Below are 24,560 nucleotides of genomic sequence, written 5' to 3'. Positions count from 1 at the left end.
GCGCGGCGCACCCGCGCGAGCTGGGCCACCTGCCCGTCGAGGGAGTGGTCGGGTCCTGGGGTCAGGTCGTTCTCGGCCAGCCACGCCTGCACGTCCGACCGGAACTCCGCGATGTTCACGGGGTCGGTTCGTAGGCGTGCGGCCGCCCCGAGTCGTGCGCCCCGCTGCGCCGGATGAAGGTCATCTTGCGCGTGCGCAGCCGCCAGCCGTCCGGCGTGCGGCGGTAGGTGTCCGAGTAGTACCCGATCCGCATGTCGTGCTTCGAGTGCTCGATGAAGCACAGCGGCTGGGTTCCGGTCGCCTCGTCGCCGTCGATCTCGACGAGGGCCGTCCCGGTCAGGAACAGGCCCTTCGGCGCGGCCGCGACCATCTTCGGGAACAGGTCGAGGGTGAACACGTCACCGAAGGCGCTGTAGGTGCCGTCCGGGGTGAAGACCGAGAGCAGCCCCTCGACGTCACCCTGGGTGATGGTAACGGCGTACTTCGCCAGCATCTGCTGGATCGCGACGACGTCGTCAGTGGACAAAGGTCTTGCCGCCCTTCATCACGAATTTCACGTTCTGCAGCGTGCTGATGTCCCACAGCGGATCTCCGGCGACGGCGACGACGTCGGCCAGCGGGCCCTCGGCGAGCCGGCCCCGGTCCGTGACGGCCAGCAGCTCGGCCCCGGTGGTGGTCGCCGCCCGGATCGCGTCGAGCGGGGTCATACCGCGCTCGACCAGGGCCACCAGCTCGATCGCGTTCCTGCCGTGCGGGATCGCCGGGGCGTCGGTGCCCACGGCGATCTTCACTCCGGCGGCCAAGGCCTCCCGGATCGAGTTCCGGGCCCGGGGGAAGATCTGGGCCGCCTTCTCCTTCAGCTCGGGCGCCGCGTGGGAGACGTCCATGCCCTCGATCAGGGCCTGGGTCGCCACGAGGAACGTCCCGTGCTTGACCATGAGCTCGATCGCCTCGTCGTCGATGAGGAAACCGTGCTCTATGTAGTTGATACCCGCCTCGACGGCCGAGCGCACCGCCTGGGCGCCGTGGGTGTGCGCGACGACCCGCAGGCCGTGGCGGTGCGCCTCGTCGACGATCGCGCGCAGTTCCTCGTCGGAGTGGTGCTGCGCCCCGGGCAGGCCGGTGTGCGACATGACCCCACCCGACGCGCACACCTTAGCGTCCGGCGGGCGTTGCCGACGGCGCGCATCATCCGTAGCGGGGGTCGTCCCGGACGGGAGAGGTCACGGCATGCTCGCCGCGGCCGCCCATCAGCAGGTTGACCTCCATGTCCATGAGGCCGGGCAGGAGGACCAGATCGCCGAGGTCGATGATCTCGCCCTCCGGCGAGCCACCGACACCGACGATCCGGTCTCCGTCGATCTTGAGGCTGCCGGGCCTGACGACCTCACCGAGGTCGACGTCGACAAGCCCGGCAGCCCTGATCGTGAGCACGTCAGACGACGGGCTCGACGATCACATCCAGGTAGGCCGCGCCGCTGTCGGGGACGCGGGGCTGCTTCCAGACCTCGACCGGGAAGGACACCATGACCAGGGACTGCATCAGGTGCATCAGGGTTCGGGCGTCCTCGGGCAGGTCGTCGATCGGGAACTTGTCGCAGTAGGCGATCGCGTCCTCGAGGAGCGGGAAGGCGACGTCGTAGAACTCCTGCATCTCGTCCATCGTGGACGCGAGGCGGCGGGCGTAGCGCTCGGGCTCGGTGGCCAGGTCCCAGGCCAGGTACGGCTCGAGGGCGGCGAACTCAGACGGTAGCGGCATCGCTGAACTCCTTGACTCGGTCGCCGACGACCTTGTGCAGGTGCCGGAGCAGGATTTCCTGGTCGCACAGGGGGAACTCGGTGACGGTACGGGTACCGATCATCGTCTGGGTGGCCTCGAGGGTGTTGGCGTCCTGGAGCGCGTACTCCTTGAACGTCACCGCCGCCAGCTCCTGGGCCAGTCGCTCGCGGGCGTTCTTCGGCGGGGCGAAGTAGAGGCTCGCCTCGAAGGTGTGCTTGTTCACCGCGGTCGGCCAGTAGTGGTACGTCAGGTACCAGCCCGGCTTCCAGAACAGCAGCGTGAAGTTGGGGAAGATCTCGAACGAGTCGGTGCCCCAGGACTTGTGCTTCACCGGGTTGATCCCCGTGGGGAGCTGCTCGACCTCAAGGCCGTCGATCTCGGGCGTGTCCCAGGGGCCGAACAGGCCGCTGCGCAGCACGCGCTCGATCGGCTTGACCATCGAAGGGTCCTTCGGCGGGGCCATGCCGCCCCAGGAGGACACCATCGAGTGCGGGCTGAACAACTGGTAGTGCAGCGCCTCGAACCCGTAGCCGATGAGCTTCTCGGCCTCGCCCTTGACGGCCTGCTTCTGGTGCAGGATCGGCGCGTGGTAGAACTCCGCGAAAGCGTCGATGAACAGCTTCCAGTTGGCGCCGACCTCGGCCCGGTAGGAGTAGACCTCGGTCAGCTCCGAGTACGGGTAACCTTCAAGGCCCTTGACCATGTCACCGAGGTACTCGGTGAGGGTCTCCTGCGGGTTCAGGTTGACGAAGATGAAGCCTTCCCAGACGTCACAGGCGACCTCCTTGAGGCCGAACTGCTTCTTGTCCAGGTCGAAGAACTCACCCTCCTGCTGGACGAAGGTCAGCTCGCCGGTGAGGTCGTAACGCCAGGCGTGGTACTTGCAGATGAACTGCCGGCAGCTGCCGGCGGTCTCCTCACCCGGGAAGTCGTTCCACACCAGCTTGTTGCCGCGGTGCCGGCACACGTTGTGGAACGCGCGCACCTTGCCGTCCGGGCCCTTGACGATGATCAGCGACGTCCCGGCGGCGGGCAGCTCCTTGGTGAAGTAGCTGCCGGTCCGGGGCAGGCGCTCGACCCGGCCCACGTTCAGCCAGGTGCGCTTGAAGATCGCCTCGCGCTCCTGCTCGTAGAACGCGGGGTCGATCGAGTCGTTGTAGTCGACGGGCGCGGTGCCGAGCTCGGGATAGTTCTCGGTCCAGCTCCCCGCCGGGGGCTTGCTGAAGTGGGGCACAGGTCTACCTCTCGTTTTCGAGCGCCATGCCGATGGTGGTGCGGGCGATGATGTTGCGCGCGATGGCAGGCGCGCAACAGTCGCCGACGGTGCCGACCGGACCGTCACTCAGCCGGACCGTTACCCGGCCGGATCCGTCACTCGGCGTCCGTCGAGGCGTTCCAGCAGGTCCGCGGGTGGCCGGACCGGACGCGCGCGGCACCGTCCCGTCCCTCGGCCCGGCTGGCCGGCCGGGTCGGGGCGTCGACGGGGTGGTGACACGCATGATCGTCCGGTCTCTCCTCGTCCCTGTGAGAACTACGTTCTCCATGTCGATAATTAGGTTTCCATGGAGAGGCTTCCGCGTCAACGTCACCGAACGCAATCGTGACAACGGGTACCCGAGGTGGGACGCAGGGGCGCGCCTCCCGCCGACCGGCAGTTCTCTGGAGCCGAGAAGCCGGCTTCCTTACTTGGAGAGGAGGATGCCACATCCTGCCCCGAACGGCGGCCTTCGGGCGTGACAGCAACGCGCCCGCGCCGCGGCCGCGGGGTGCGGTCGCGACACGGGCGCGGGGCGGATGCCGGGTCGAGGGTGAGCGGCGGCTCAGAAGTTCTGGACGAACAGCTTCAGGAGCCCTGGACGAACGGGTAGATCCGGGTGAAGTCGACGCCCGGCTCGGCCGCGGCGAACTCCTCCCACACCGACGACGTGACCGTGCCCAGCGACGTCGGCCCGTCCAGCTCGCGCACCTCCTGGAGATAGAGGCGCAGGTCCTTCGCCATCAGCGAGTTCGCGAAGCCGGCCGAGTAGCGCTCGGTGAGCACCTGCCGGGGGAACTTCTCGGCGGTGGCGTTGTTCTGCCCGCTCGCCGTGTTCAGCACATCGAGCATCGTGCCCATGTCGAGGCCGGCCGAGGTGCCGAACGCGACCGCCTCGCTGGTCGCGGCGAGCGCGACGGCGGCCAGGAAGTTGTTGGCCAGCTTGAGGGCCTGGGCGAGGCCGGGCCGGTCACCGACCCGGCGCCGGCGGTCGCTCAGCGCGGCCAGCACGGGCTCCACCCGGGTGCAGGCGTCGTCCGTGCCCGCGTACATCACCGTCAGGGTGCGGGCACGGGCGCCCGTGACACCGCCGGAGACCGGCGCGTCCACGTAGCCGATGCCGCTGGCGGCCAGCAGGTCGGTGATGCGCTGGGCCGCGCTCACCCCGATCGTCGAGGTGTCGACGACGTGGGTGACCCTGCGGTCGGCCGTCTCGGCGAGCCCGCGGGCCACCTTCTCCGAGATCACGCCGTCGGGCAGGCTGAGCACGACCACCTCGGCGTGCCGGGCGACGGCTGCCAGGTCGTCGAGATGGGTGGTTCCCTCCGGGGCGCGCTCGGGGCCCGCCGCGTCGTGGACGACAAGGTCGAGGCCGAACTGCGCGACGTTGGCCGCGAGCGCCCCGCCCATGTTCCCGAGGCCGACGAAGCCGACACTGGGGGCCGTCATGCGTCGTCGCGTTCCGCCCGCACGGCCTTGACCGCCCGCCGGGCCGAGATCGCGGCCGGCGCGCCGCAGTACGCCGCCACCTGGAACAGCAGCTCGTCGATCTCCGCGTCGCTGACCCCGGTGCGCGACGACGAGCTCGCGTGCAGGCGGAACTCCTCCATCCGGCCCAGCGCCGCGGTCATCGCCATGACCAGCAGGCTGCGGTCCCGGGTGGACAGCACGCCCTCCCTGGTCCAGACGCCCCACGCCATCGACGTGATGTGGTCCTGGAACTGCTGGCTGGTCTCGTCGATGTCGCCGGTCGCGCGGTCGACGTAGGCGTCGCCCAGCATGGCTCGGCGCATGGCGTAGGCGGCGCGTAGCTGCTCGGTCTGTTCCATGGGTCCTCCCGATCCTCAGTAGAGCGACAGGCTGACGGTCTTCACCCGGGCGTACTCGTGCAGGGCCTCGATGCCCTTCTCCCGGCCGTAACCGCTGGCCTTGTAGCCCCCGAACGGCGTCTCGACCGTGAGCGGGCCGCCGTTCACCGCGACCTGGCCGGCCTCGATCCGCTCCGCCAGCCGCAGACCGCGCGCGACGTCCCCGCTCCAGACGCTGCCGACGAGGCCGTACTCGCTGTCGTTGGCGAGCGCGAGGGCCTCGTCCTCGCCCTCGAACGGCAGTGTCACCAGGACCGGGCCGAAGACCTCCTCGCGGGCCACCGGCAGGTGCGGCGCCACCCCGGCGTAGACGGTGGGCCGGATGTACAGGCCCTTCGCGCCCGGGCCGTCGGCGTAGGCGGCGCCCCCGGTGGCCGGCCGCAGCCCGGACGCCAGCGTCCGTGCGAAGAAGTCCAGCACCTTCCGGTACTGCGCCTCGGTGATGATCGGGCCGAAGTCCACGCCCGGGGTGAGCCGCTCCACCGCCGCGACCACCCGGGCGACCAGCTCGTCGTGCACGGACGCCTCGACGAGCAGCCGGGTCGTCGCCGAGCACACCTGCCCGGAGTTGGTCGCCACGGTCGAGACCGCGGCGGCCGCCGCCCGGTCCAGGTCGGCGTCCGCGAAGACCACCAGGGGAGACTTGCCGCCGAGCTCGAGGGTCGCCGGCACGAGCCGGTCGGCCGCGATCCGGGCCAGGTGCCGCCCGGTGGCGACCGAGCCGGTGAAGGTGACGCGCCCGACCCGCGGGTCGGCGGCCAGCGGGGTCCCGACCTCGGGCCCGGTTCCGGTCACGACGTTGAACAGGCCGTCCGGGAGCCCGGCCTCGCTCGCCAGCCGCGCGAGGCGGACGGTGGAGATCGACGTCAGCTCGGACGGCTTGACCACCACGGCGTTGCCCGCGGCCAGCGCCGGGGCCAGCGCCCGGCACGCCTGGTTCAGCGGCAGGTTCCACGGGGTGATCGCCGCGACGACCCCGTACGGCTCCAACCGGGTGTAGGTGTGGCTGCCCCCGCCCAGGTCGATCGTGCGCCCGTGGTGCGCGCGCACCACCCCGGCGTAGTACCGGAAGTAGGCGGCGGACTGCTCGACCTCGAACCGGAGCTGGGTGGCGATCTTGCCGGTGGCCACCCGCTCCAGCTCCATCAGCTCAGCCGCGTGCGCGTCGATGACGTCGGCGACCCGGTGGAGCAGCTCGCCGCGCTCCGCCCCCGACCGCCGCGCCCACTGTGGCTGGGCCGCCGCCGCGTCGGTGACGGCACGGTCGACGTCCACGGGGGAGCCGGCGGCGATCTCGTCACCGGGCTCGCGGGTCGAGGGGTCGAGCGTGGGCAGGTAGCTCCCGCCGGCCGGTGCCGCAGCCTTCCCGCCGATCCAGTGGTCGTGACGGACAGTCACGTCAGGTCACCTCCAGGGTGCGGCGGGCGGGCGGGCGCGGGGCGCGGCGGGCGCACCGTCACAGCCCGAGCGACTTCGCGATGATCGTCTTCATGATCTCGCTGGAACCGCCGTAGATCCGCCCGACCCGGGCATCGGCCCAGGCCCGCGCCACCGGGTACTCGTTGATGTAGCCGTAGCCGCCGAAGAGCTGCAGGCAGGCGTCGATCACCCGGCCCTGCATCTCCGTGCAGTAGAGCTTGACCATCGCGGCGTCGGCCGGCGTCGCCTCGCCCGTCACGTGCGCGAGAAGCACCTGGTCCAGCAGTGCCTGGCCCGCCTCGACCTCGGTCGCGCACCCGGCCAGCACGAACTTGGTGTTCTGGAAGGTGTTGAGCGTCTTGCCGAACACCTTGCGGCCGTTGACGTAGGCGACGGTCTGCTCGACGATCGACGCGGCCGCGCCCTGGGCGTTGATCGCGATGGAGAGCCGCTCCTGCACGAGGTGCGAGGTCAGGTAGGTGAAACCCTGGCCCTCCTCGCCCAGCAGGTTCGCCACCGGGACGCGGACGTCGTCGAAGAAGATCTCGACGGCCTCCTGGATGTGCAGCCCGATCTTGTGCAGCGGGGCCCCGCGGCTGACACCCGGGAGGTCGCCGGGGATCACCAGCAGCGACAGGCCCGCGTGGCGCTGGGTCGGGTCCGTCTTCACCGCGGTCAGGAAGAGATCAGCGTTCAGGCCACCGGTGATGAAGGTCTTGGACCCGTTGACGACGTAGTGGTCGCCGTCGAGGCGCGCGGTGGTGGTGAAGCCGGCCAGGTCCGATCCGGCGCCCGGCTCGGTCAGCGCCAGCGCGGCGACCAGCTCGCCGCTGGCCAGGCCCGGCAGCCAGCGTGTCTTCTGCTCCTCGTTGCCGTGATCCACGAAGTAGGGGACGGAGATGTCCGCGTGGATGCGCAGCGGGCCCAGCGCGTAGCCGGCCCGGGCGGCCTCCTCGGTGACGACGGCGTTGAACAGGAAGTCCGCCCCGCCGCCGCCGTACTCCTCCGGGATCCCCAGACCGAGGATTCCAACGTCCCCCGCCTTGTTGTAGAAGTCGCGCGGCGGTAGGCCGGCTTCCTCCCACTCGCGGTAGTGCGCCCCGATCTCCTTTTCGAAGAAGGTGCGGACGGCTGCCCGAAAAGCGTCGTGCTCGGGACCGTAGACCGTGCGTCGCATCCGGTCGCCCCTCTCCGGCCGAGGCGGGGTGTCCCGCCGACGTCGTCGTCTGAGTCACGGGCCCCGCGCATGACGGGCCCGTCGGGTTTCGTGTGCCTGGTCGTGTGCGTGCTGGATATCGCTTGCCTGTCGGATATCGGTTTCGTGCGCCGGGGACCGGCCGGCCCGCGGGACGGGCAGACCATGCTCAGGAGGAGGTGGAGGTGGGCCGCCGCGCCCCGGACCGGCCGGCGGGCCCGTGACCGGGACGCCGTCGGCCGACGTGGTGACGGGTCGACCACACTGCCCCGCCAAGCGCCGCCGACCGTGGGAATGCCATCGATCCCACGGGCTCCGGTCGCCTCCAGGCCACCTCGGACGCGTCGGTCGCAGCCGAACCGCCTCGGTGGGATCGCCGGGAGCGGGTCGCCTCGAACTGCATCGCCTCAAGCTGGGGTGGTCCCGGGAGTTCGCGCGCGGCCACACGCGGCGCGAGACCGGGGCTTAACGTACCTTTGCTGCCCGGACGCAGTCCAGTGGGCGGCAGCGCCCGTCCCGTCTGGTACGTACCGCGAACAGCCGCGACGGCCGACTGATGGCGGACCGGTGACGGAAGGTGCCAGTCCGGGTACGGGGGCGTCGCGGAGGCGGCCGGGAAGATCTTCCGGACCCGTTCGGGTGAGCGTGGCCTCGGCCCAGTGAGTCTCTGCTAACGTGAACCGTCGGCCAACGTGATCAGTTGCGTGCGCGTGAACCGTCGTGTGTCGGGTGGCGTGCATGCCGTCTCCCTGACCGCGCTCGCGGGTGTCGTGGCGCATCCGACACCGCGGGTTCCACCACCAGCCCCACCGGCGCGGCCGGTGGCCGCCCGGCTCGAGGGCGGTCGGGGGCGGGGTCGTCGCACTGATCAAAGGCTGTCACTGATCGAACGCTGTGACCTGTTGTTACCTGCTGAACGGACGAGACCGTCGCCGGTGCGGGAGTGAGGGGTGGACAGGTTGGACAAGGTGGTTCCGAGCGCGGAGCTCGCCGTGGCGGACATCCCCGACGGGGCCTCGCTGGCGGTGGGCGGATTCGGGCTCTGTGGCATCCCGAGTGGCCTCATCCGCGCGTTGCTCGCCGCCGGCCCCAAGGACCTCGAGACGGTCAGCAACAACTGCGGAGTGGACGACTGGGGCCTCGGCCTGCTGCTGCGGGCGGGGCGGATCCGGCGCACCACCGGCTCCTACGTCGGGGAGAACAAGGAGTTCGAGCGTCAGTTCCTCTCCGGTGAGCTCGAGGTCGAGCTCGTTCCGCAGGGCACCCTGGCCGAGCGGCTGCGCGCCGGTGGCGCCGGCATCCCGGCCTTCTACACCCCCGCGGGCGTCGGGACCCAGGTGGCCGAGGGCGGCCTGCCGTGGCTGTACGACGGCTCCGGCGGCATCGCGGTCGCCTCGCCGCCGAAGGAGACCCGGATCTTCGACGGCCGGACCTACGTCCTCGAGCGCGGCATAGTCTGCGACTTCGCCCTGGTCCATGCCTGGAAGGGCGACCGGCACGGCAACCTGGTCTACCGGGCGAGCGCCGCCAACTTCAACCCGCTGTGCGCGACGGCCGGGCGGGTCACCATCGCCGAGGTCGAGGAACTGGTCGAGCCCGGCGAGCTCGACCCGGCCCAGGTACACACCCCGGGGATCTTCGTCCAGCGGGTCGTGCACACGCCCGACACGGAGAAGCGGATCGAGAAGCGGACGGTGAGCTGAGATGGCCCTGACTCGTACCGAGCTCGCGGCCCGGGTCGCCCGCGAGCTCGAGAGCGGACAGTACGTGAACCTCGGTATCGGCCTGCCGACCCTGGTTCCGAACTACCTGCCCGACGGCGTGACCGTGGTCCTGCACAGCGAGAACGGCATCCTCGGCGTCGGCCCCTACCCGGCGGACGCCGCCGTCGACCCCGACCTGATCAACGCCGGCAAGGAGACCGTCACCGTCCTGCCGGGGGCGGCCTTCTTCGACTCGGCCACCTCGTTCGGGATGATCCGCGGCGGTCATGTCGACGTCGCGGTGCTCGGGGCGATGCAGGTCTCCCGGGTCGGCGACCTGGCGAACTGGATGATCCCCGGCAAGATGGTCAAGGGCATGGGCGGCGCGATGGACCTCGTGCACGGCGCCCGGCACGTGATCGTGATGATGGAGCACGTCGCCCGCGACGGCAGCCACAAGATCCTCGACGAGTGCACGCTGCCGCTGACCGGCCGCGCCTGCGCTCAGCGGATCATCACCGACCTCGCGGTCATCGACGTCGTGCCCGGCGGCGGCCTGGCGCTGCGCGAGACCGCGCCCGGCGTGACCGTCGACGACGTCCGCGCCGCCACCGGCACGGAGCTCACCGTCGACCTGGTCACCACCTAGCGCCACCGGGATCGCCGCGAGCCGCGGTCGGTCTCGGGGTTCCGCGGAACCGGAGCGCTGTTAGCCACTGGCGGTCTGGCTGACTGCCTGGCCGCTGAGGACACGGCCCAGCTCGAGGCCGGCTCGAGCGGGCCGGCCGGGCTCCCGCCCAGGCGGCGTGGGCGGGCCGGCCGGAGCGAGTGGTGCCAGGACGAGCTGGCGGTCGGCGTGCGGTGAGGCCGCCGGCTGCCGGCGGTTCCAGGTGTGGAACGCCAGCCACCAGGCTCCGTCCGGCGCCTGGAAGGGTTCGGCGCCGCCGGGGCCGACGCCGGCGGTGCCGGTGCGCAGCAGGGGCTCCGGCCGCGGTGTGCAGGGGCCGAGTGGCCCGGCGCAGGTCGCCGAGCCCGTCGCGTAGCCGGTGCTGTGCCAGTCCCCGGCGGAGTAGAGCAGGTCGTAGCGGCCGTCGCGCGCCAGCATCGCCGGGCCCTCGACGACGCCGTGCTCCCAGCCAAGGGTTGGCGTTAGCAGCCGGGCCGGCTCGCCGAGCAGGGTGCGCCCGTCGGGGGAGAGGCGCTGCGCCCAGATCGCCGGGATGGTTCCGGGCAGGACGCCCTCGCTCTTCCAGGTGAGGTAGCGGTCGGCGCCCATGGTGTACGGGCTCGGGTCGATGCTGCCGCCCTCGGACTCCTGGCAGATCAGCGGCGCGGCCGAGGTATCGGCGAACGGGCCGGTGGGGCTGGCCGCGTGGGCCGTCGAGACACACTGGTGCCCGGTGGCGGCGACCCGGGTGGCGTAGTAGAGCACGTACCCGTCGTCGACCCGGGCGACCGCGGGCGCCCAGGTGGTGAAGCCGGTGTCCTGCGCCCAGCCGGGCAGCCGCGGCAGCGCGTCGCCGGCCCGCGTCCAGGCCCGCAGCTCCGGGTCGGTGCTGACGAGCACGGGGATGTTGGCGCCGTCCGCGTTGGTCCCGTAGGCGTAGCTGGTCGCGCCGGCGGCGAGCACGTAGGGGTCGGCGAGGTTCGATCCCGGGACGGCGATCACGCCGCGCTCGTCCGTCGGTGAGCCGGGTGCTGGGCCGTCCGAGGGAGCGCTACCGGAACCGCTCGGCGTGCCGCTCGTGTCGGTGCTCGGGACAGAGGCGGCCGACGGCGCGTGGGCGGAACCGCCCCGCGCGGCGATCAGCGAGGTGACCAGCACGGCGACGACCGCTCCGACGGCGATCAGGGCGACGGCGGCCCGCCGCTGCGGTCGACCGCGCCGCGGTGTCGGCGGGTCGGTCGGCGGATCGGTCGGGGGGAGCGCTGGCGGCGGGTGGGGCGCCGTACCGGGACGGGGTTCGGCCGAAGTCGGCACGGCGGGCATCCTCCTGGGAACGACGGGACGAAGTGGTCGGCGCCGTCCGCAGTCTTGATGCCGTTGATGTGGGCCTCATGTGAGCCCTGCCAGGCGTTCTGATCCGACGTCGGCGCCAGCGGCGCTTACGGCGGACACGGAATGTGCCTCAGCCGGCACACCCACCCACGAATGGTGGTCATCTGTGTTGCCCATGTTGTTGGTCGGGTGTTCAGTTCCCGGTCGTCGGTGTGCTGAAGGCTTCGTCGGGGCGCGATTTCGCCGCTCTCCGTTGGTCACCCTGGGAGAAGGAGCCACTGCGTTGCGTTGGAATTTGCGTGGGAGGGGGCGGCTCGTTGTCGCCGCCGTCCTGGCCATGGTCGCGCTCGCACTGTTCGGCGTGCCGGCGGCGATGGCCGGACCGACGGACGTGCGGATCAACGAGATCGAGTCGAACGGCGGTTCGCCGGGTGACTGGGTGGAACTGGTGAACACCGGTACGGCCGCGGTGAACATCTCCGGGTGGGTGGTCAAGGACAACAACAACTCGCACGTGTTCACGGTCGCCTCGGGTACCTCGGTGGCCGCCGGTGGACGCGTGGTGCTCGACGTGGATCCGGTGTTCGGCCTGGGCAGCGCCGACTCGGTGCGGCTGTACCAGCCGGGCGGGACGACGCTGGTGGACTCGTACACCTGGACCTCGCATGCCACGACGACCTACGGGCGGTGCCCGGACGGCAGCGGCGCGTTCACCACGACCACGGCGTCGACCCGGGGCACCGCCAACTCCTGTTCAGGTGGCGGTACGGCCGCGGCGTGGCCCGGTGGCACCGCGGTCACCGTCGCCGACGCCACGAACGCGTTCGGCACCAACCTGAGCGGGCTGTCCTTCCAGAGCGCCAGCGTGCTCTGGGCGGTGAAGAACGGCCCCGGCACGCTCTACCGGCTCGTGCCCAGCGGCGCGACGTGGGTTCCCGACACCTCCGGCGGCTGGACGTCCGGCAAGGCGCTGCACTACGCCAACGGGACCGGCGACCTCGACGCGGAAGGCGTGGTCGTCACCCCCGACGGCGTGGTGGTCGCCACCGAACGCGACAACAACGGCAGCACCAGCCTGCCGAAGATCGCCCGGTTCGACGTGTCCTCCACGGCCACCGCGCTCAACGCGACCGCGGAGTGGGACCTCACCTCCGACCTGCCCGCGGTGGCGGCCAACAGCGGCCCCGAGGGCATCGCGTGGATCCCCGACTCGTTCCTCACCGCGCACGGCTTCCGGGACGAGCACACCAGCGCCGCGTACAATCCGGCCTCCTATCCCGGCCACGGCAGCGGCCTGTACTTCGTCGGCCTGGAGGCCAACGGCACGATCTACGCCTACGCCCTCGACCAGACAGGTGGCGGTTACACCCGGATCGCCACCGTGCCGAGCGGCTTCGCGGGCGTGATGGACCTCGAGTACGAGCCCGGCACCGGCCACCTGTGGGCGGCCTGCGACGACACCTGCCAGGGCCGCACCGCGACGCTCGACGTCAACGCCCAGGGCCAGCTCGCCGTCACGGCCGTCTACGAGCGGCCCACCGGAATGGCGAACTACAACAACGAGGGATTCGCCATCGCGCCGCAGGAGACCTGCGTGTCCGGGCTGAAGCCGGTCCTGTGGTCCGACGACGCCAACGACGCCAGCCACGCGCTGCGTGCCGGAACGCTCAACTGCTGACGTCCCACGCAATGCTGACGTCCCACGCAATGCTGAGGTCCTAAGCACTGCTGACGTCCTGGGCCCCGGTGGCCGGGCGGTGGTCGGGTGGTCCCGGGCCGCCCGGCCACCGGGGCCGGTGGAAGACGGGCAGCATCGGGTCCGGGACGCCGAGATGGTGCCCCTGGCCGTAGCCGATCCCGGTGTCGCGCACCGCGGTGAGCTCGGCGGCGGTCTCGATGCCCTCGGCGATGATCCGGCTGCCGATCTTCCCGGCGAGGTAGACCAGCGCGATGGCGGTCGCGCGGCGGACGGGATCGGTGTCGATGCCGTGGATCAGGCACCGGTCCATTTTGATCACGTCGGGGTGCAGCTGTACGAGCCGGGCGAGCCCGGCGTAGCCGGCGCCGACGTCGTCGACGGCGATCCGGGTCCCGCGGGCGCGCAGCTCCCGGGCCACGCGCAGCACGGCCGGGTCGTCCAGGCTGCGTTCCTGCTCGGTGATCTCAACGACGAGCCGGGTCAGGTCGATGTCCGGGAGGACACCGAGCAGACCACCGGTGAGCGCGGTCGGGGAGGCGTTGACCGCCAGGCGGGCGTTGGCCGGGATGGCGGGCAGCACGCCCAGCGCCCGCCGGACGGCGGAGAGCTCCAGCTCGACGCCGAGCCCGACGCCGGCGGCCCGCGCGAACCACTGCTGGGGATCGGCCGGCGGGCCGGGAAACCGGGCGAGGGCCTCGGCCGCCACGGCCGACCCGGTGCGCAGGTCGACGACCGGCTGGAACACCAGACGCGGCCCGCCGCTGTCGAGGACCTCCCGGACGGCCCGCCAGGTCCGGCTGGAGTGCTCCCACATCCGGTGCAGATCCCGGACCGACACGCTGAGCAGGTCCGCGATCAACATCAGGATCTGGACGTGCCGTGAATCCAGGTCCGGCCGGGGAACCCGCCCGATACAGCCGACGACCCCGTAGACGCGGTCGCCGTCGTGGACGGGCGTCGCGGCGTAGGCGCGGACACCGAGCTCAGTGATGGTGGGCAGACCCGCCGTCCGGGGGTCCTCCAGCGTGTCGGGAATGATCGGCGGCAGCCGGCCGGTCAGCACCCGCCAGCAGAGCGTGCGCTCCCGCTCCTCGGGCGAGCCGAGCACGGTCGTGCCCGGGCCGACGCCGTAGGAGGCGCCGTCGCCGTTATGGGCCTGCAGGACCAACCGGTCGCCGTCGAAGCGGCACAGCCAGCTGAGATCCATCCCCAGCTGGTTGCGTAGCACGCCGAGCAGGTGCACCACTGCCGTGTCCGGTTCCGGGACGTCCACCGGCGTCCCCAGGATCGACAGGCCGCCGGCCGTCATGCGCCGTCACCTCCACCGTCAGGATCGACTCGATCCCCGCGGCGCGCACATCCACCGCGCCCGTCGCGGCGGCGGACGTCCCCCGGCCGGGCCCGGCTTCTACTGCCCGGCCGGCCCTTCCTCGGTGTCCCACGACGCCGGCCGGGCCAGGCCCGCCGGCAGGTGGGTCCGCCGGTCGCCGCGCGCGGAGTCCACCTGCTTCTGGGCCAGGCCGGTGGCCGCGGTGAGGTCGGCGCCGTCCAGCCGGGCGTTGGTGAGGTTCGCCCCGGAGAGGACGGCGTCGGCGAGGATCGCCTCGTCCAGGACGGCGTTCGTGAGGTCGGCGCCGCCGAGCTGGGCGCCGGTGAGATCGGCCCGGCCCAGCTGGGCGCCGGTGAGGGTTGCCCGGAAGAGCAGGGCGCCGGCAAGGGTCGCGTCGGCGAGCCGGGCGCCGGTGAGGTCCGCGTCGACGAGCTCGGCGTCGGTGAGGTTCGCCCGGCGCAGGTCGGCGCGGGCGAGATCGGCGTCGTCCAGGCTGCCGCCGGTGAAGTCGACCCCGGCCAGCCGGGCGTCGGCCAGGGTGGCGTTGGTGAGCGTCAGGTGGGCGAGGCTGGGCGCACCGGGAAGATCTGCGTGGCTGGTGAGGCCGGTGAGCCCGGTCAGGTCGGCGCCGGTGAGGTCCGCGGGGTGCGGGAGCCGGGCGAGGACGCCGACGGCGGCGCGGATGTCGACGGCGGGCGGCCGGGACGGCCCGCGCCGCCCGGGCTTGGCGGACGGCGCGGCGGGTGCGGCGGGTGCCGGGGCGCGCCGGGGATCGGTGCTGAGGGTGCGGACGAAGGCGGCGAGGACCTCGACGACGGCCCGCCGGTCGGCGGGGCTGTCGGCGACGATCCGTTCGAGGGCGTAGATGCCGCCCAGGCGGATCGTGTCGCTGTCCGAGCCGAGCTGGTCGATCGCCCGGGTGTAGAGCTCGCGGACGTGGGTGTTCGCGTGGGCCTGCCGCTCGCGTTCGTCGGCCGCCTCGTTCGCCCGCCGGGTCTCGGTGTTGGCCGCCCGGGTCTCGTCCAGGGCGACCAGGGCGCCGGCCACGGCGATGAGGGCCGAGGCCGCGGTCAGCAGGCCGCCCTGCAGGGCCGCCCGCGCGTCGGTGTCGCCCGGGTCCGGGTACATCCGCGGGGGGAGATGCCAGATCCCGACCGCGGCCGCCGCCGCGCCGGCCGCGGCCAGCCCGGCGACGATCCACAGCCAGCGCCGGCCCGCGGACCGTCGCGCGGCGCCGCTGGTGGCGACGCCGGCCGCGCCGCCGCAGGAGCAGGTTCCATGAGCGCCGGGGGTCACACCGGCGTTGTCGGTCATCTCCCGCCCACCGTCCTCCGGTCGCTACCCGTTGTTCCCGTAGGGGCGGGTGAGGATCTCCATCCAGTGCCCGGACGGGTCGGGGAAGTACAGGCCGCGCCCGCCGTGGTTGTGGTTGATCTCGCCCTTCTGCCGCCCCCGCGGATCGGCGTAGAAGGTGATGCCGGCCTGCCTGATCCGGGCGAACGCCGCGTCGAACTCCTCGTCCGACACCAGGAACGCGTAGTGCTGCGCGGCGATGGGCTCCGCCGCGGTGGCGGCGAAGTCGAGGGCCACGCCGTTGGCCGTGACGACCGGCAGGAACCGGCCCGTCCGCGGCCCGACCTCGAGACCCAGGATGTGGGCCAGGAACCGGGCGGACTCCTCGTCGTTGCGGGCGTGGACGATCGTGTGGTTCAGCTCGACGGACATGGGTGAACGCCTCCGTGCGACACCTCGGCGGCGCCTCCATGCCTCACCCGGCCGGTGACCGGCACGCGGCGCCGCAGCCAAGATCCTATGAAGCTTTCCCGTGCCGCGCCGGGCATCCCGGCTGACCCGTGGCCGCCCGGTGGGGGGCGGACGTGGACGGACCGCGCGCCGCGGGTACGACCGGTGTGTACCCCGCCGGTGGGGCCGTGTTGTCGGTGCTCGCGGCCACACTGTGAAAGACAGCCACACCGACCCGAGGACGGCGATGACCGCGGCAGTGAGCAGTAGCCCGCACGACCTGTCCGACCTGGGTGACGAGGCTGTCGCGCTGGTCCGCCGCTGGGTCGCCGAGGCGGCGTCCGAGCCGGTGGACCCGGCCGCCGCCCGGCTGGCCGCCGTCCTGCGGGAGCCGGGCGGGCTGGCGTTCACCGTGCGCTTCGTAGACGGGGTGATCCGTCCGGAGGACCCGCGGGTAGCGGCGCGCAACCTGGCCCGGCTCGCGCCGTCCGTGCCCGCCTTCCTGCCCTGGTACCTGCGCGGTGCGGTGCGGGCAGGGGGAGTGGCCGGGCCCGTGGTGCCGTGGGTCGTCGTCCCGGCCGCCCGGCGGGTGCTGCGCCGGATGGTCGGCCACCTCGTCGTCGATGCCACCGACCGCGGGCTCGGGCGGGCCATCGAGCGGCTGCGCCAGCCCGGCGTCCAGCTGAACATGAACCTGCTGGGGGAGGCCGTCCTCGGTGAGCGGGAGGCCGCGCGCCGGCTGGCGGGCACGACGGCGCTGCTCGCCCGGGACGACGTCGACCACGTGTCGATCAAGGTGTCGGCGAGCGTCGCGCCGCACGCCGCCTGGGCCTTCGAGGAGACCGTGGCGCATGTCGTGGAGACGCTGACACCGCTGTTCGAGCAGGCCACGGCAGCGCGGCCGGCGGAGTCGCGGCCAGCGGAGTCGCGGCCGGCCACGTTCGTCACGTTGGACATGGAGGAGTACCGCGACCTGGACCTGACGATCGAGGTGTTCACCACGCTGCTCGACCGACCGGCCCTGCGGCGCCTGGCGGCCGGGATCGTCCTGCAGGCCTACCTGCCCGACGCGCTCGGCGCCCTTACCCGCCTGCAGGAGTGGAGCGCGTCCCGGCGGGCGGCCGGCGGCGCCCCGGTCACCGTACGGCTGGTGAAAGGCGCGAACCTGCCGATGGAACGGGCCGAGGCGTCCCTGCGCGGCTGGCCGCCGGCGCCGTACGACACCAAGCAGGACACCGACGCCAACTACAAACGGCTGCTGGACTACGCCCTGCATCCCGACCGGGTCGCCAACGTGCGCGTCGGGGTCGCCGGCCACAACCTGTTCGACCTGGCCTTCGCGTGGCTCCTCGCCGGCCGCCGCGGCGCCCGCGGCGGCCTCCGCTTCGAGATGCTGCTCGGGATGGCGCAGGCGCAGGCCCGGGCCGTCGCGCGCGAGGTGGGCGGCCTGCTCCTCTACACCCCGGTGGTGCGGCCGGCGGAGTTCGACGTCGCCATCGCCTACCTGGTCCGCCGGCTCGAGGAGGGCGCGAGCCGGGAGAACTTCATGTCGGCCGTGTTCGACCTCGCCACCGACGAGACGCTGTTCGCCCGTGAGGAGAAGCGGTTCCGCGCCTCGCTGGCCGACGTCGACGACACCGTCCCGTCCCCGCGCCGCACCCAGAACCGCCTGCGCGCCGCGCCTCCCATCGGCGCAGCGGGGCCGGCCGGGCCTGATGGCGCGGGAGGCTTCCGGAACGCTCCGGACACCGACCCCTCCCTGGCAGCCAACCGGACATGGGCGCGGCGCGTCCTGGCCCGGGTGCCGGCGTCCACGCTGGGCGTCGACCTCGTCGCGGCCACCACGATCCGTTCGGCGGACGAGCTGGACGCGGTGCTGGCACGCGCGGTCGCCGCTGGCCCGGGTTGGGTGGCGCTGGGCGGGGCGGGCCGCGCGGCCGTGCTGCGCCGGGCCGCCGAGGTGCTCGAACAGCGGCGCGGCGAGCTGGTCGAGGTCATGGCCACCGAGACCGCGAAGACCTTCGACCAGGCCGATCCGGAGGTCTCGGAGGCCGTCGACTTCGCCCGCTACTACGCCGAGCGGGGTGCCGGGCTCGACGACGTCGACGGGGCGCTGCTCGCGCCGGTGCGCCTCACCGTGGTCACGCCGCCGTGGAACTTCCCGGTCGCGATCCCCGCCGGGTCCACTCTCGCCGCCCTCGCCGCCGGCTCGCCGGTGGTGATCAAACCCGCCGGCCAGGCCCGCCGCTGCGGCGCCGTCCTGGTAAGGGCGCTGTGGGACGCCGGCATCCCCCGCGAGGTCCTCCAGCTGGTCAACGTGGACGAGGGCGACCTCGGCCGGGCGCTGGTCGGTGACCCTCGCGTCGATCGGGTCATCCTCACCGGCGCGTTCGAGACGGCGGAGCTGTTCCGGTCGTTCCGCCGCGACCTGCCGCTGCTCGCGGAGACGAGCGGCAAGAACGCGATCGTGGTGACGCCGAGCGCCGACCCCGACCTGGCCGTGCGCGACGTCGTCGCCTCCGCGTTCGGTCACGCCGGCCAGAAGTGCTCGGCGGCGTCGCTGCTCATCCTCGTCGGCTCCGCGGCGGCGTCCCGCCGGCTGCGCGACCAGCTCGTCGACGCGGTCCGCTCGCTGGTCGTGGGGGAGGCGGCCGACCCGCGGACCCAGCTCGGGCCGCTCATCGAACCGGCGGCGGGCAAGCTGCTGCGCGCGCTGACCGAGCTCGGCCCGGGCGAGCGCTGGCTCGTCGAGCCGCGGCGCCTCGACGAACAGGGCCGGCTGTGGTCGCCCGGAGTGCGCGCGGGGGTGTCCCGCGGGTCGGAGTTCCACCGGACGGAGTACTTCGGCCCGGTCCTGGGGATCATGCCGGCGGCCGATCTCGCCGAGGCCGTGGAGATCCAGAACGAGGTCGACTTCGGCCTCACCGCGGGCCTGTACTCGCTCGACGCGGCGGAGCTCGACTACTGGCTGCGCCACGTCCAGGCGGGCAACCTCTACGTGAACCGCGGCATCACCGGCGCGATCGTGGGCCGCCAGCCGTTCGGCGGCTGGAAGCGCTCGGCGGTGGGCCCGGGAACCAAGGCGGGCGGCCCGACCTACCTCTACGCCCTCGCTGACTGGACCAGCAGACCCAGCTCCGCGACGGCCGAGCTCGGACCGGCCGCCCGCCGCCTGCTCGCCGCCGCTGCCGCCGACGGGGCTGGTGCGGTCGCGGATCTCGCTGGGCTGGAACGGGCGCTGCGCAGCGACGCGGCCGCCTGGGCCGGCGGGTACGGTGTCGCCCGCGAGCTCGCCGGGCTGTCCGCCGAGCGCAACGTGCTGCGCTACCAGCCCGTTCCGGTCGAGATCCGCTTCGCGGGCGGCGGGATCCACCAGCTCGTCCGCGTGGTCGCGGCCGGGCTGCTGGCCGGCTCGCCGTTGCGGGTGAGCTCCGCGGTCGAGCTCCCGCGGTGGCTACGCGCGGAGCTCGCCGGGCTGGCGGTCGCGAACAGCCGCCAGTCCGACGACGAGTGGCTCGCTGATCTGGCCCGACGCCCGGCGAGCCGGGCCGGGCTGCGGGTTCGGCTGATCGGCGGGGACGCCGGCGCGCTGACGGCCGCGGTCGGTGACCGCCTGGAGATCGCCGTCCACGCGCGGCCGGTGACCGAGTCCGGGCGGCTGGAGTTGCTGCCGTTCCTGCGCGAGCAGGCGGTCAGCATCACCGCCCACCGCTTCGGTACCCCGGACGGCCTCTCCGACGGCCTCCTCTGACAGCCCCTTCCTGCTGTTTCCCCACCCGCCCGCCGCGGCCGACACCGGCTCCGGGCCGACGCGGACGCGGGCGGTCGCCGGGTCGTGCAGGTCGCGCAGGTCGCAAACGGTGGCACGGCGCACCCGCGGGCGGCGACAGTGGATGGCCGGGACGAGCGGCAACGCACGGTGCCACATGCCTCTGCGCAATGATCAGTGGCGCGGGACGGGCAGGGCATACCTTGATACGACACGAAGTAGTAGACGTGAAGCGGAGTATCGGTGACTGATTCGGTGATCATCTACACCCAGACGGACGAGGCGCCAGCGCTGGCGACGTACTCGTTCCTGCCGGTGGTGCAGGCGTACGCGTCGACGGCCGGGGTCGGCGTCGTCAGCCGCGACATTTCCCTGGCCGGGCGGATCATCGCCAGCTTCCCGGAGTACCTCGAGCCGTCCCAGCGCATCGACGACGCGCTCGCCGAGCTCGGCGACCTGGCCCGCACGCCCGAGGCGAACATCATCAAGCTGCCGAACGTCTCGGCGTCCATCCCGCAGCTGCGGGCCGCGGTCGTCGAGCTGCAGCAGCAGGGCTACGCGCTGCCCGACTACCCCGACGACCCGAAGACCGACCAGGAGCGGGAGGTCCGGGCCCGCTACGACAAGATCAAGGGTAGTGCGGTCAACCCCGTGCTGCGCGAGGGCAACTCCGACCGCCGGGCGCCGGCATCGGTGAAGGGCTACGCGAAGGCGCACCCGCACCGCATGGGCGCCTGGAGCGCCGACTCGAAGACGAACGTCGCCACCATGGACGCCGACGACTTCCGCTCGACCGAGAAGTCCACGGTGATCGCCGCGGACGGCGCCCTGCGCATCGAGCTGGTCGGTGACGACGGCACCACGACCGTCCTGCACAAGTCGATACCGGTGCTCGCCGGTGAGGTCGTCGACGCCTCCGTCATGCGGGTCGGGGCGCTGCGCGAGTTCCTCACCGCGCAGGTGGCTCGGGCCAAGGCCGAGGGCGTGCTGTTCTCGGTGCACCTGAAGGCCACGATGATGAAGGTCTCCGACCCGATCATCTTCGGCCACGTCGTGCGCGCGTTCTTCCCCGAGACGTTCGCCCGGCACGGCGCGGCGCTCGCGGCGGCCGGCCTGACCCCGAACGAGGGCCTCGGCGGCATCTTCAAGGGCCTGGAGGCGCTGCCCGAGGGCGCCGAGATCAAGGCCTCCTTCGCGGCCGAGCTCGCCGCCGGGCCGCCGCTGGCCATGGTCGACTCCGACCGGGGCATCACGAACCTGCACGTGCCCAGCGACGTCATCGTCGACGCGTCCATGCCGGCGATGATCCGCACCTCCGGCCACATGTGGGGGCCCGACGGCGCCGAGGGCGACACCCTCGCCGTCCTGCCCGACAGCAGCTACGCCGGCATCTACCAGGCCGTCATCGACGACTGCCGCGCCCACGGCGCCTACGACCCGGCCACCATGGGCTCGGTGCCCAACGTCGGCCTGATGGCGCAGAAGGCCGAGGAGTACGGCAGCCACGACAAGACCTTCGAGATCCCGACGACCGGCACCGTGCGGCTCGTCGACGGAGCGGGCACGGCGGTCCTCGAGCTGACCGTGAGCGCGGGTGACATCTTCCGCGCCTGCCAGACCAAGGACGCCCCGATCCGCGACTGGGTGAAGCTCGCCGTCACCCGGGCCCGCGCCACCGGCAACCCGGCCGTGTTCTGGCTTGACGAGACCCGCGCGCACGACGCCCAGCTCATCACCAAGGTCCGGACCTACCTGGCCGACCACGACACCACCGGGCTGCAGATCGAGATCAAGGCCCCGGTCGACGCCATCACCTTCTCGCTGGAGCGCATCCGCCGCGGCGAGGACACCATCTCGGTAACCGGCAACGTGCTGCGTGACTACCTGACCGACCTGTTCCCGATCCTGGAGCTCGGCACGAGCGCGAAGATGCTCTCGGTCGTCCCGCTGATGAACGGCGGCGGCCTGTTCGAGACCGGGGCCGGCGGGTCGGCGCCCAAGCACGTCCAGCAGCTCGTCAAGGAGAACTACCTGCGCTGGGACAGCCTGGGTGAGTTCCTGGCACTGGCGGTGAGCTTCGAGCACCTCGCGCAGCGCACCGGCAACGCCCGCGCCCAGGTGCTGGCCGACACCCTCGACCGGGCGACCGCGACCTTCCTCAACGAGGACAAGTCGCCCACCCGCCGGGTCGGTGGCATCGACAACCGGGGCAGCCACTTCTACCTGGCCCTGTACTGGGCCCAGGAACTCGCGGCGCAGACCGACGACGCCGCGCTCGCGCAGGCGTTCACCAGCCTGGCCGAGAGCCTCGCGGCCCAGGAGAAGACCATCGTCGACGAGCTGCTCGCCGTGCAGGGCTCGCCGGCTGACATCGGCGGCTACTACCAGCCCGACCCGGCCAAGGCCGCGGCCGTGATGCGCCCGTCGAAGACCTTCAACGAGGCCATCGCGACGCTTGCCTGACCTGCCGGCCTGACCACGTGTCAGGAGCGGGACGTCAGGAGAACGTGGGTCAAGGGAAAGGGCCCGGGCACCGCACGGGCCCTTTCCCTGATCGTTCCGACCTCCCGCGTGCGGGCTCGCCGCCGGACCGGCTTCCGCCGGTGCGAAGCGGCCGCCGCCGGCGCGGGGCGGTTGTCGTCCGCGCGGGCCGCTAGCGGCCGAGCGCGTCCTCGAGAACCTCGTGCCGGTGGTGCAGGCCGGGCTCGTTGCGCCCGAAGACGAGGTCCGCGCGCGCGCCCGAGGCCATGCTCGCCTGCACCTGGGCCGCCAGCGCGTAGTCCTCGTCGCGGACGGCGTTGTGCGCGTAGTCGAAGATCGTCTCCGCGGTCTCCCGGGTCGCCTCGTCGGTGAGGTCCATCGGGGACGCGTTCTGGTGGTAGGTGATCGAATGGCCCGGGCGCTCGCCCGGGTACACCCGGAACACCTCGCCGTTCGCGACCGTCACGGACAGAACGATGTTGGGGAACAGGGCGTAGATCAACACGAAGTTGTTCAGCGGCTCCCACTCCTCCTCCGGCTTGTCCGCCAGGTCGGTGATGTGGTTCATCGGGAAGACCAGGCGGTGGTGCGGCCCGTAGGAGTCGAACAGCGCGCAGTTGCTTTTGTTGATGAGCGCGAACGTGTCCCGGTGCACCGACGCGAAGTGGTAGCTCTCGGCGAAGGTGTCGAGCGCGAGCTTCCAGTTGACCGGTGAGTCGAGGACCTTCTCGCCCACCGGCGCCCACGACCCGATGTTCCAGGACGCCAGCTCCGGGCCCAGCTCGCCCAGGTGCGCGTCGATGTCGAGCGGCCCGGCGGCCGGGTCCAGCCCGACCCACAGGAACCCCGCGTTCTCGGCGGCGGGCAGCTCGGTGAGCCGCGCCTGACCGTTGAGTGTCGCGGGGAAGCCCTCCCGCCCCGGACCGCCGACGAACTCGCCGCGCGCGTCGTACGTCCACGCATGCCAGGGGCAGGTGAACCGCTGCGCCACGCCGCAGCCCTGGGCGACCTGAGCCTGCCGGTGGGCGCACACGTTCTGGAAAGCGCGCACCGTTCCGTCATCGCCGCGCGTCAACAGCACGGGGACGTCCATCACGGTCTTTGTGCAGTAGGTTCCGGCGTCGGGCAGTTCGGAGCTGTAGCCCACGAGCTGCGGTGAACGCCGGACGACTTCACGTTCCAGTTCGAAACGTTCCCGACTGGTATAGGCCGTCGCCGCCACGCCGCCTTCCGTCGGCGTCATGTCGGTTGTATTGTCGGTCGCTATTTTCAGCGCCCGTCGCGTGAGGTCGACGAGCTCGTGGCGGTCGATGTGAGCCCTCCCAATTCGATGACGGCATCATCCCGCGCGCGGGGCGGCGGGATGGGATCAGGTAGACAGAATTGTATGTGCTCACCACCAACGGTCTTTACTCGGGCTAAGTCACCATCCCGACAGGAAGGGGTGCACTGCCGTGCGTCACGGCCAGGTGCGGCGAAAGTGGCCGGCGCGGGCCCGGTGCCGGCAGCCGGGCACCTGGGTGGGGGTGACCCCGCCGGAGGTGATTGCTCCGTCGTGCCAGGCACTCCTGCCCCGGGTGTCCCGTTGAGCGGGACGTCAGCCGGTGTGCCGGGCGGGTCCGCCGCCGCGGGGAGGGTCGGGGTGGCGGCGTCCCGACGGCCGCCGACGGGCTGCCCCGCCGGCCCTGACGGACGGCCCGGCCCGCCCCCGAGGCGGGGGAGAAACGCGGCCCCGCCCGTGGCGGGGATTCTCGATGGGATTCGGCGGTCCCGTGACGTGGGTCACGACAATCGGCGGTGAGTGACCCGCGCCACCTCGGGGTGTCGGTTCCCCGACGCTTCCGTCGGGGTTGTGTCCCACGGCATAGACGTGGCCCACATTGTGGTGCGCCCGACCCCTGAAGGTGCGGCCGAGGTCACGTCCTCGGTATGGATTATCGCGCCGTCGCAGCGGCATTATTAATAGCGACGGCCGAAATCCAGCCGCCACTGAGGATGCTTCAGGGGGATTGACGTGAACCTCACCAGCTCCGACCGTCCGGGCCTCTACCAGAAGCTTGCCGCCCGCCGTGCCGTCCGCCGTATGCGCCACGAGTTCGATCTCGTCATCAGCTCGACCGAGACGCCCGCGGCGCGGCAGGAGATCCAGGCGATCTACACCCGGCACAACGCGGCCAGCGGCCCGTCGGTCGTCCCCGGCCAGCGCAAGGTGGATGACTCCGAGGTCAGTGTCGACGCGACCGAGCGCGACTGACCAGGTAGCCACGCACCAGCTCCGACCACCCACTCCCCACCACCAACCCTGGACGGCCCGTCGCG

18 protein-coding genes and 2 pseudogenes are annotated in these 24,560 nt (G+C 72.2%); 6 read left to right on the top strand and 14 right to left on the bottom strand.

The window, feature by feature from the left end; translation table 11 throughout:
* The 9 genes and pseudogenes from MXD62_RS41060 to MXD62_RS29975 form a co-directional block, all read right to left on the bottom strand.
* Positions 1-119: pseudogene (locus tag MXD62_RS41060) on the bottom strand (acyl-CoA dehydrogenase); the annotation flags it as partial.
* Positions 116-526, bottom strand: coding sequence for a nuclear transport factor 2 family protein (locus tag MXD62_RS30015; RefSeq protein WP_071063054.1), 411 nt, complete (start codon positions 524-526; stop codon positions 116-118). The gene MXD62_RS30015 and the pseudogene MXD62_RS41060, both read right to left, overlap by 4 nt.
* Positions 516-1,434 (bottom strand): annotated as a pseudogene (locus MXD62_RS30010) (amidohydrolase family protein). The gene MXD62_RS30015 and the pseudogene MXD62_RS30010 overlap by 11 nt, the downstream one beginning before the upstream one ends.
* Before the next feature lies 1 nt (position 1,435).
* Positions 1,436-1,759 (bottom strand): hypothetical protein, encoded by a 324-nt coding sequence (locus MXD62_RS30000; protein WP_020461807.1) that lies wholly within the window; start codon positions 1,757-1,759, stop codon positions 1,436-1,438.
* Positions 1,743-3,014 (bottom strand): aromatic ring-hydroxylating dioxygenase subunit alpha, encoded by a 1,272-nt coding sequence (locus tag MXD62_RS29995; protein ID WP_248832737.1) that lies wholly within the window; start codon positions 3,012-3,014, stop codon positions 1,743-1,745. The genes MXD62_RS30000 and MXD62_RS29995 overlap by 17 nt, the downstream gene beginning before the upstream one ends.
* A gap of 609 nt (positions 3,015-3,623) precedes the next feature.
* Positions 3,624-4,484: an NAD(P)-dependent oxidoreductase gene (locus MXD62_RS29990; RefSeq protein ID WP_248832736.1), complete on the bottom strand. Its 861-nt coding sequence runs from the start codon at positions 4,482-4,484 to the stop codon at positions 3,624-3,626.
* Positions 4,481-4,864: a carboxymuconolactone decarboxylase family protein gene (locus MXD62_RS29985; protein ID WP_248832735.1), complete on the bottom strand. Its 384-nt coding sequence runs from the start codon at positions 4,862-4,864 to the stop codon at positions 4,481-4,483. Before MXD62_RS29985 ends, MXD62_RS29990 begins: the two co-directional genes overlap by 4 nt.
* Positions 4,865-4,879: 15 nt before the next feature.
* A complete protein-coding gene (locus tag MXD62_RS29980; protein WP_112105796.1) occupies positions 4,880-6,301 on the bottom strand; it encodes an aldehyde dehydrogenase in 1,422 nt (473 codons plus the stop codon).
* A gap of 58 nt (positions 6,302-6,359) precedes the next feature.
* On the bottom strand, positions 6,360-7,499 hold the full coding sequence (locus MXD62_RS29975; RefSeq protein ID WP_248832734.1) for an acyl-CoA dehydrogenase family protein: 1,140 nt from the start codon (positions 7,497-7,499) through the stop codon (positions 6,360-6,362).
* Between the two features lie 977 nt (positions 7,500-8,476).
* Here MXD62_RS29975 and MXD62_RS29970 point away from each other — a divergent pair.
* Both MXD62_RS29970 and MXD62_RS29965 read left to right on the top strand, forming a co-directional pair.
* Positions 8,477-9,220, top strand: a complete 744-nt coding sequence (locus MXD62_RS29970) for a CoA transferase subunit A (RefSeq protein WP_248832733.1) — start codon at positions 8,477-8,479, stop codon at positions 9,218-9,220.
* Position 9,221: 1 nt separating this feature from the next.
* Complete coding sequence (locus MXD62_RS29965) at positions 9,222-9,869, top strand: CoA transferase subunit B (protein WP_248832732.1); 648 nt, start codon at positions 9,222-9,224, stop codon at positions 9,867-9,869.
* A 60-nt stretch (positions 9,870-9,929) separates the two neighbouring features.
* Here MXD62_RS29965 and MXD62_RS29960 read toward each other — a convergent pair whose 3' ends face one another.
* Positions 9,930-11,201 carry a glycoside hydrolase family 43 protein gene (locus MXD62_RS29960; RefSeq protein ID WP_248832731.1) on the bottom strand — a complete coding sequence of 424 codons (1,272 nt, stop codon included), beginning with the start codon at positions 11,199-11,201 and terminating at the stop codon, positions 9,930-9,932.
* A gap of 301 nt (positions 11,202-11,502) precedes the next feature.
* Here MXD62_RS29960 and MXD62_RS29955 point away from each other — a divergent pair, with 301 nt between their 5' ends.
* Positions 11,503-12,897, top strand: a complete 1,395-nt coding sequence (locus MXD62_RS29955) for a lamin tail domain-containing protein (RefSeq protein WP_248832730.1) — start codon at positions 11,503-11,505, stop codon at positions 12,895-12,897.
* Positions 12,898-12,937: 40 nt separating this feature from the next.
* Here MXD62_RS29955 and MXD62_RS29950 read toward each other — a convergent pair whose 3' ends face one another.
* From MXD62_RS29950 to MXD62_RS29940, 3 genes are all read right to left on the bottom strand, one after another.
* Positions 12,938-14,227, bottom strand: coding sequence for an EAL domain-containing protein (locus MXD62_RS29950; protein WP_248832729.1), 1,290 nt, complete (start codon positions 14,225-14,227; stop codon positions 12,938-12,940).
* Between the two features lie 99 nt (positions 14,228-14,326).
* The gene (locus tag MXD62_RS29945) at positions 14,327-15,562 is read right to left on the bottom strand and encodes a pentapeptide repeat-containing protein (RefSeq protein WP_248832728.1); all 1,236 of its coding nucleotides are present in this window, start codon (positions 15,560-15,562) and stop codon (positions 14,327-14,329) included.
* 24 nt (positions 15,563-15,586) lie between these two features.
* Entirely contained in the window at positions 15,587-15,973 is a 387-nt protein-coding gene (locus MXD62_RS29940; protein ID WP_248832727.1) for a VOC family protein, read from the bottom strand.
* Positions 15,974-16,238: 265 nt separating this feature from the next.
* On the opposite strand from MXD62_RS29940, the gene MXD62_RS29935 reads away from it, so the two are divergent.
* Together MXD62_RS29935 and MXD62_RS29930 are read left to right on the top strand one after the other, a co-directional pair.
* Positions 16,239-19,742, top strand: coding sequence for a proline dehydrogenase family protein (locus tag MXD62_RS29935; protein ID WP_248832726.1), 3,504 nt, complete (start codon positions 16,239-16,241; stop codon positions 19,740-19,742).
* Between the two features lie 261 nt (positions 19,743-20,003).
* Positions 20,004-22,223, top strand: coding sequence for an NADP-dependent isocitrate dehydrogenase (locus tag MXD62_RS29930; RefSeq protein ID WP_248832725.1), 2,220 nt, complete (start codon positions 20,004-20,006; stop codon positions 22,221-22,223).
* A 190-nt stretch (positions 22,224-22,413) separates the two neighbouring features.
* On the opposite strand, the gene MXD62_RS29925 is transcribed toward MXD62_RS29930, so the two are convergent.
* A complete protein-coding gene (locus MXD62_RS29925; protein ID WP_368862468.1) occupies positions 22,414-23,553 on the bottom strand; it encodes an SRPBCC family protein in 1,140 nt (379 codons plus the stop codon).
* Between the two features lie 702 nt (positions 23,554-24,255).
* Here MXD62_RS29925 and MXD62_RS29920 point away from each other — a divergent pair.
* The gene (locus MXD62_RS29920) at positions 24,256-24,495 is read left to right on the top strand and encodes a hypothetical protein (protein ID WP_248832723.1); all 240 of its coding nucleotides are present in this window, start codon (positions 24,256-24,258) and stop codon (positions 24,493-24,495) included.
* The last annotated feature ends 65 nt before the right edge of the window (positions 24,496-24,560 follow it).

The organism is Frankia sp. Mgl5, assembly GCF_023242985.1.
Classification (GTDB): Bacteria; Actinomycetota; Actinomycetes; order Frankiales; family Frankiaceae; genus Parafrankia; species Parafrankia soli.
Note: the sequence above shows the minus strand (reverse complement) of the source record. Positions and strands in the feature narration are given on the sequence as shown.

Excerpts from the sequence above, each read along its gene's own strand:
- MXD62_RS30000 (WP_020461807.1), bottom strand. The coding sequence starts at position 1,759 with ATGCCGCTACCGTCTGAGTTCGCCGCCCTCGAGCCGTACCTGGCCTGG.
- MXD62_RS29990 (WP_248832736.1), bottom strand. The coding sequence starts at position 4,484 with ATGACGGCCCCCAGTGTCGGCTTCGTCGGCCTCGGGAACATGGGCGGG.
- MXD62_RS29985 (WP_248832735.1), bottom strand. The coding sequence starts at position 4,864 with ATGGAACAGACCGAGCAGCTACGCGCCGCCTACGCCATGCGCCGAGCC.
- MXD62_RS29975 (WP_248832734.1), bottom strand. The coding sequence starts at position 7,499 with ATGCGACGCACGGTCTACGGTCCCGAGCACGACGCTTTTCGGGCAGCC.
- MXD62_RS29965 (WP_248832732.1), top strand. The coding sequence starts at position 9,222 with ATGGCCCTGACTCGTACCGAGCTCGCGGCCCGGGTCGCCCGCGAGCTC.
- MXD62_RS29950 (WP_248832729.1), bottom strand. The coding sequence starts at position 14,227 with ATGACGGCCGGCGGCCTGTCGATCCTGGGGACGCCGGTGGACGTCCCG.
- MXD62_RS29945 (WP_248832728.1), bottom strand. The coding sequence starts at position 15,562 with ATGACCGACAACGCCGGTGTGACCCCCGGCGCTCATGGAACCTGCTCC.
- MXD62_RS29940 (WP_248832727.1), bottom strand. The coding sequence starts at position 15,973 with ATGTCCGTCGAGCTGAACCACACGATCGTCCACGCCCGCAACGACGAG.
- MXD62_RS29935 (WP_248832726.1), top strand. The coding sequence starts at position 16,239 with ATGACCGCGGCAGTGAGCAGTAGCCCGCACGACCTGTCCGACCTGGGT.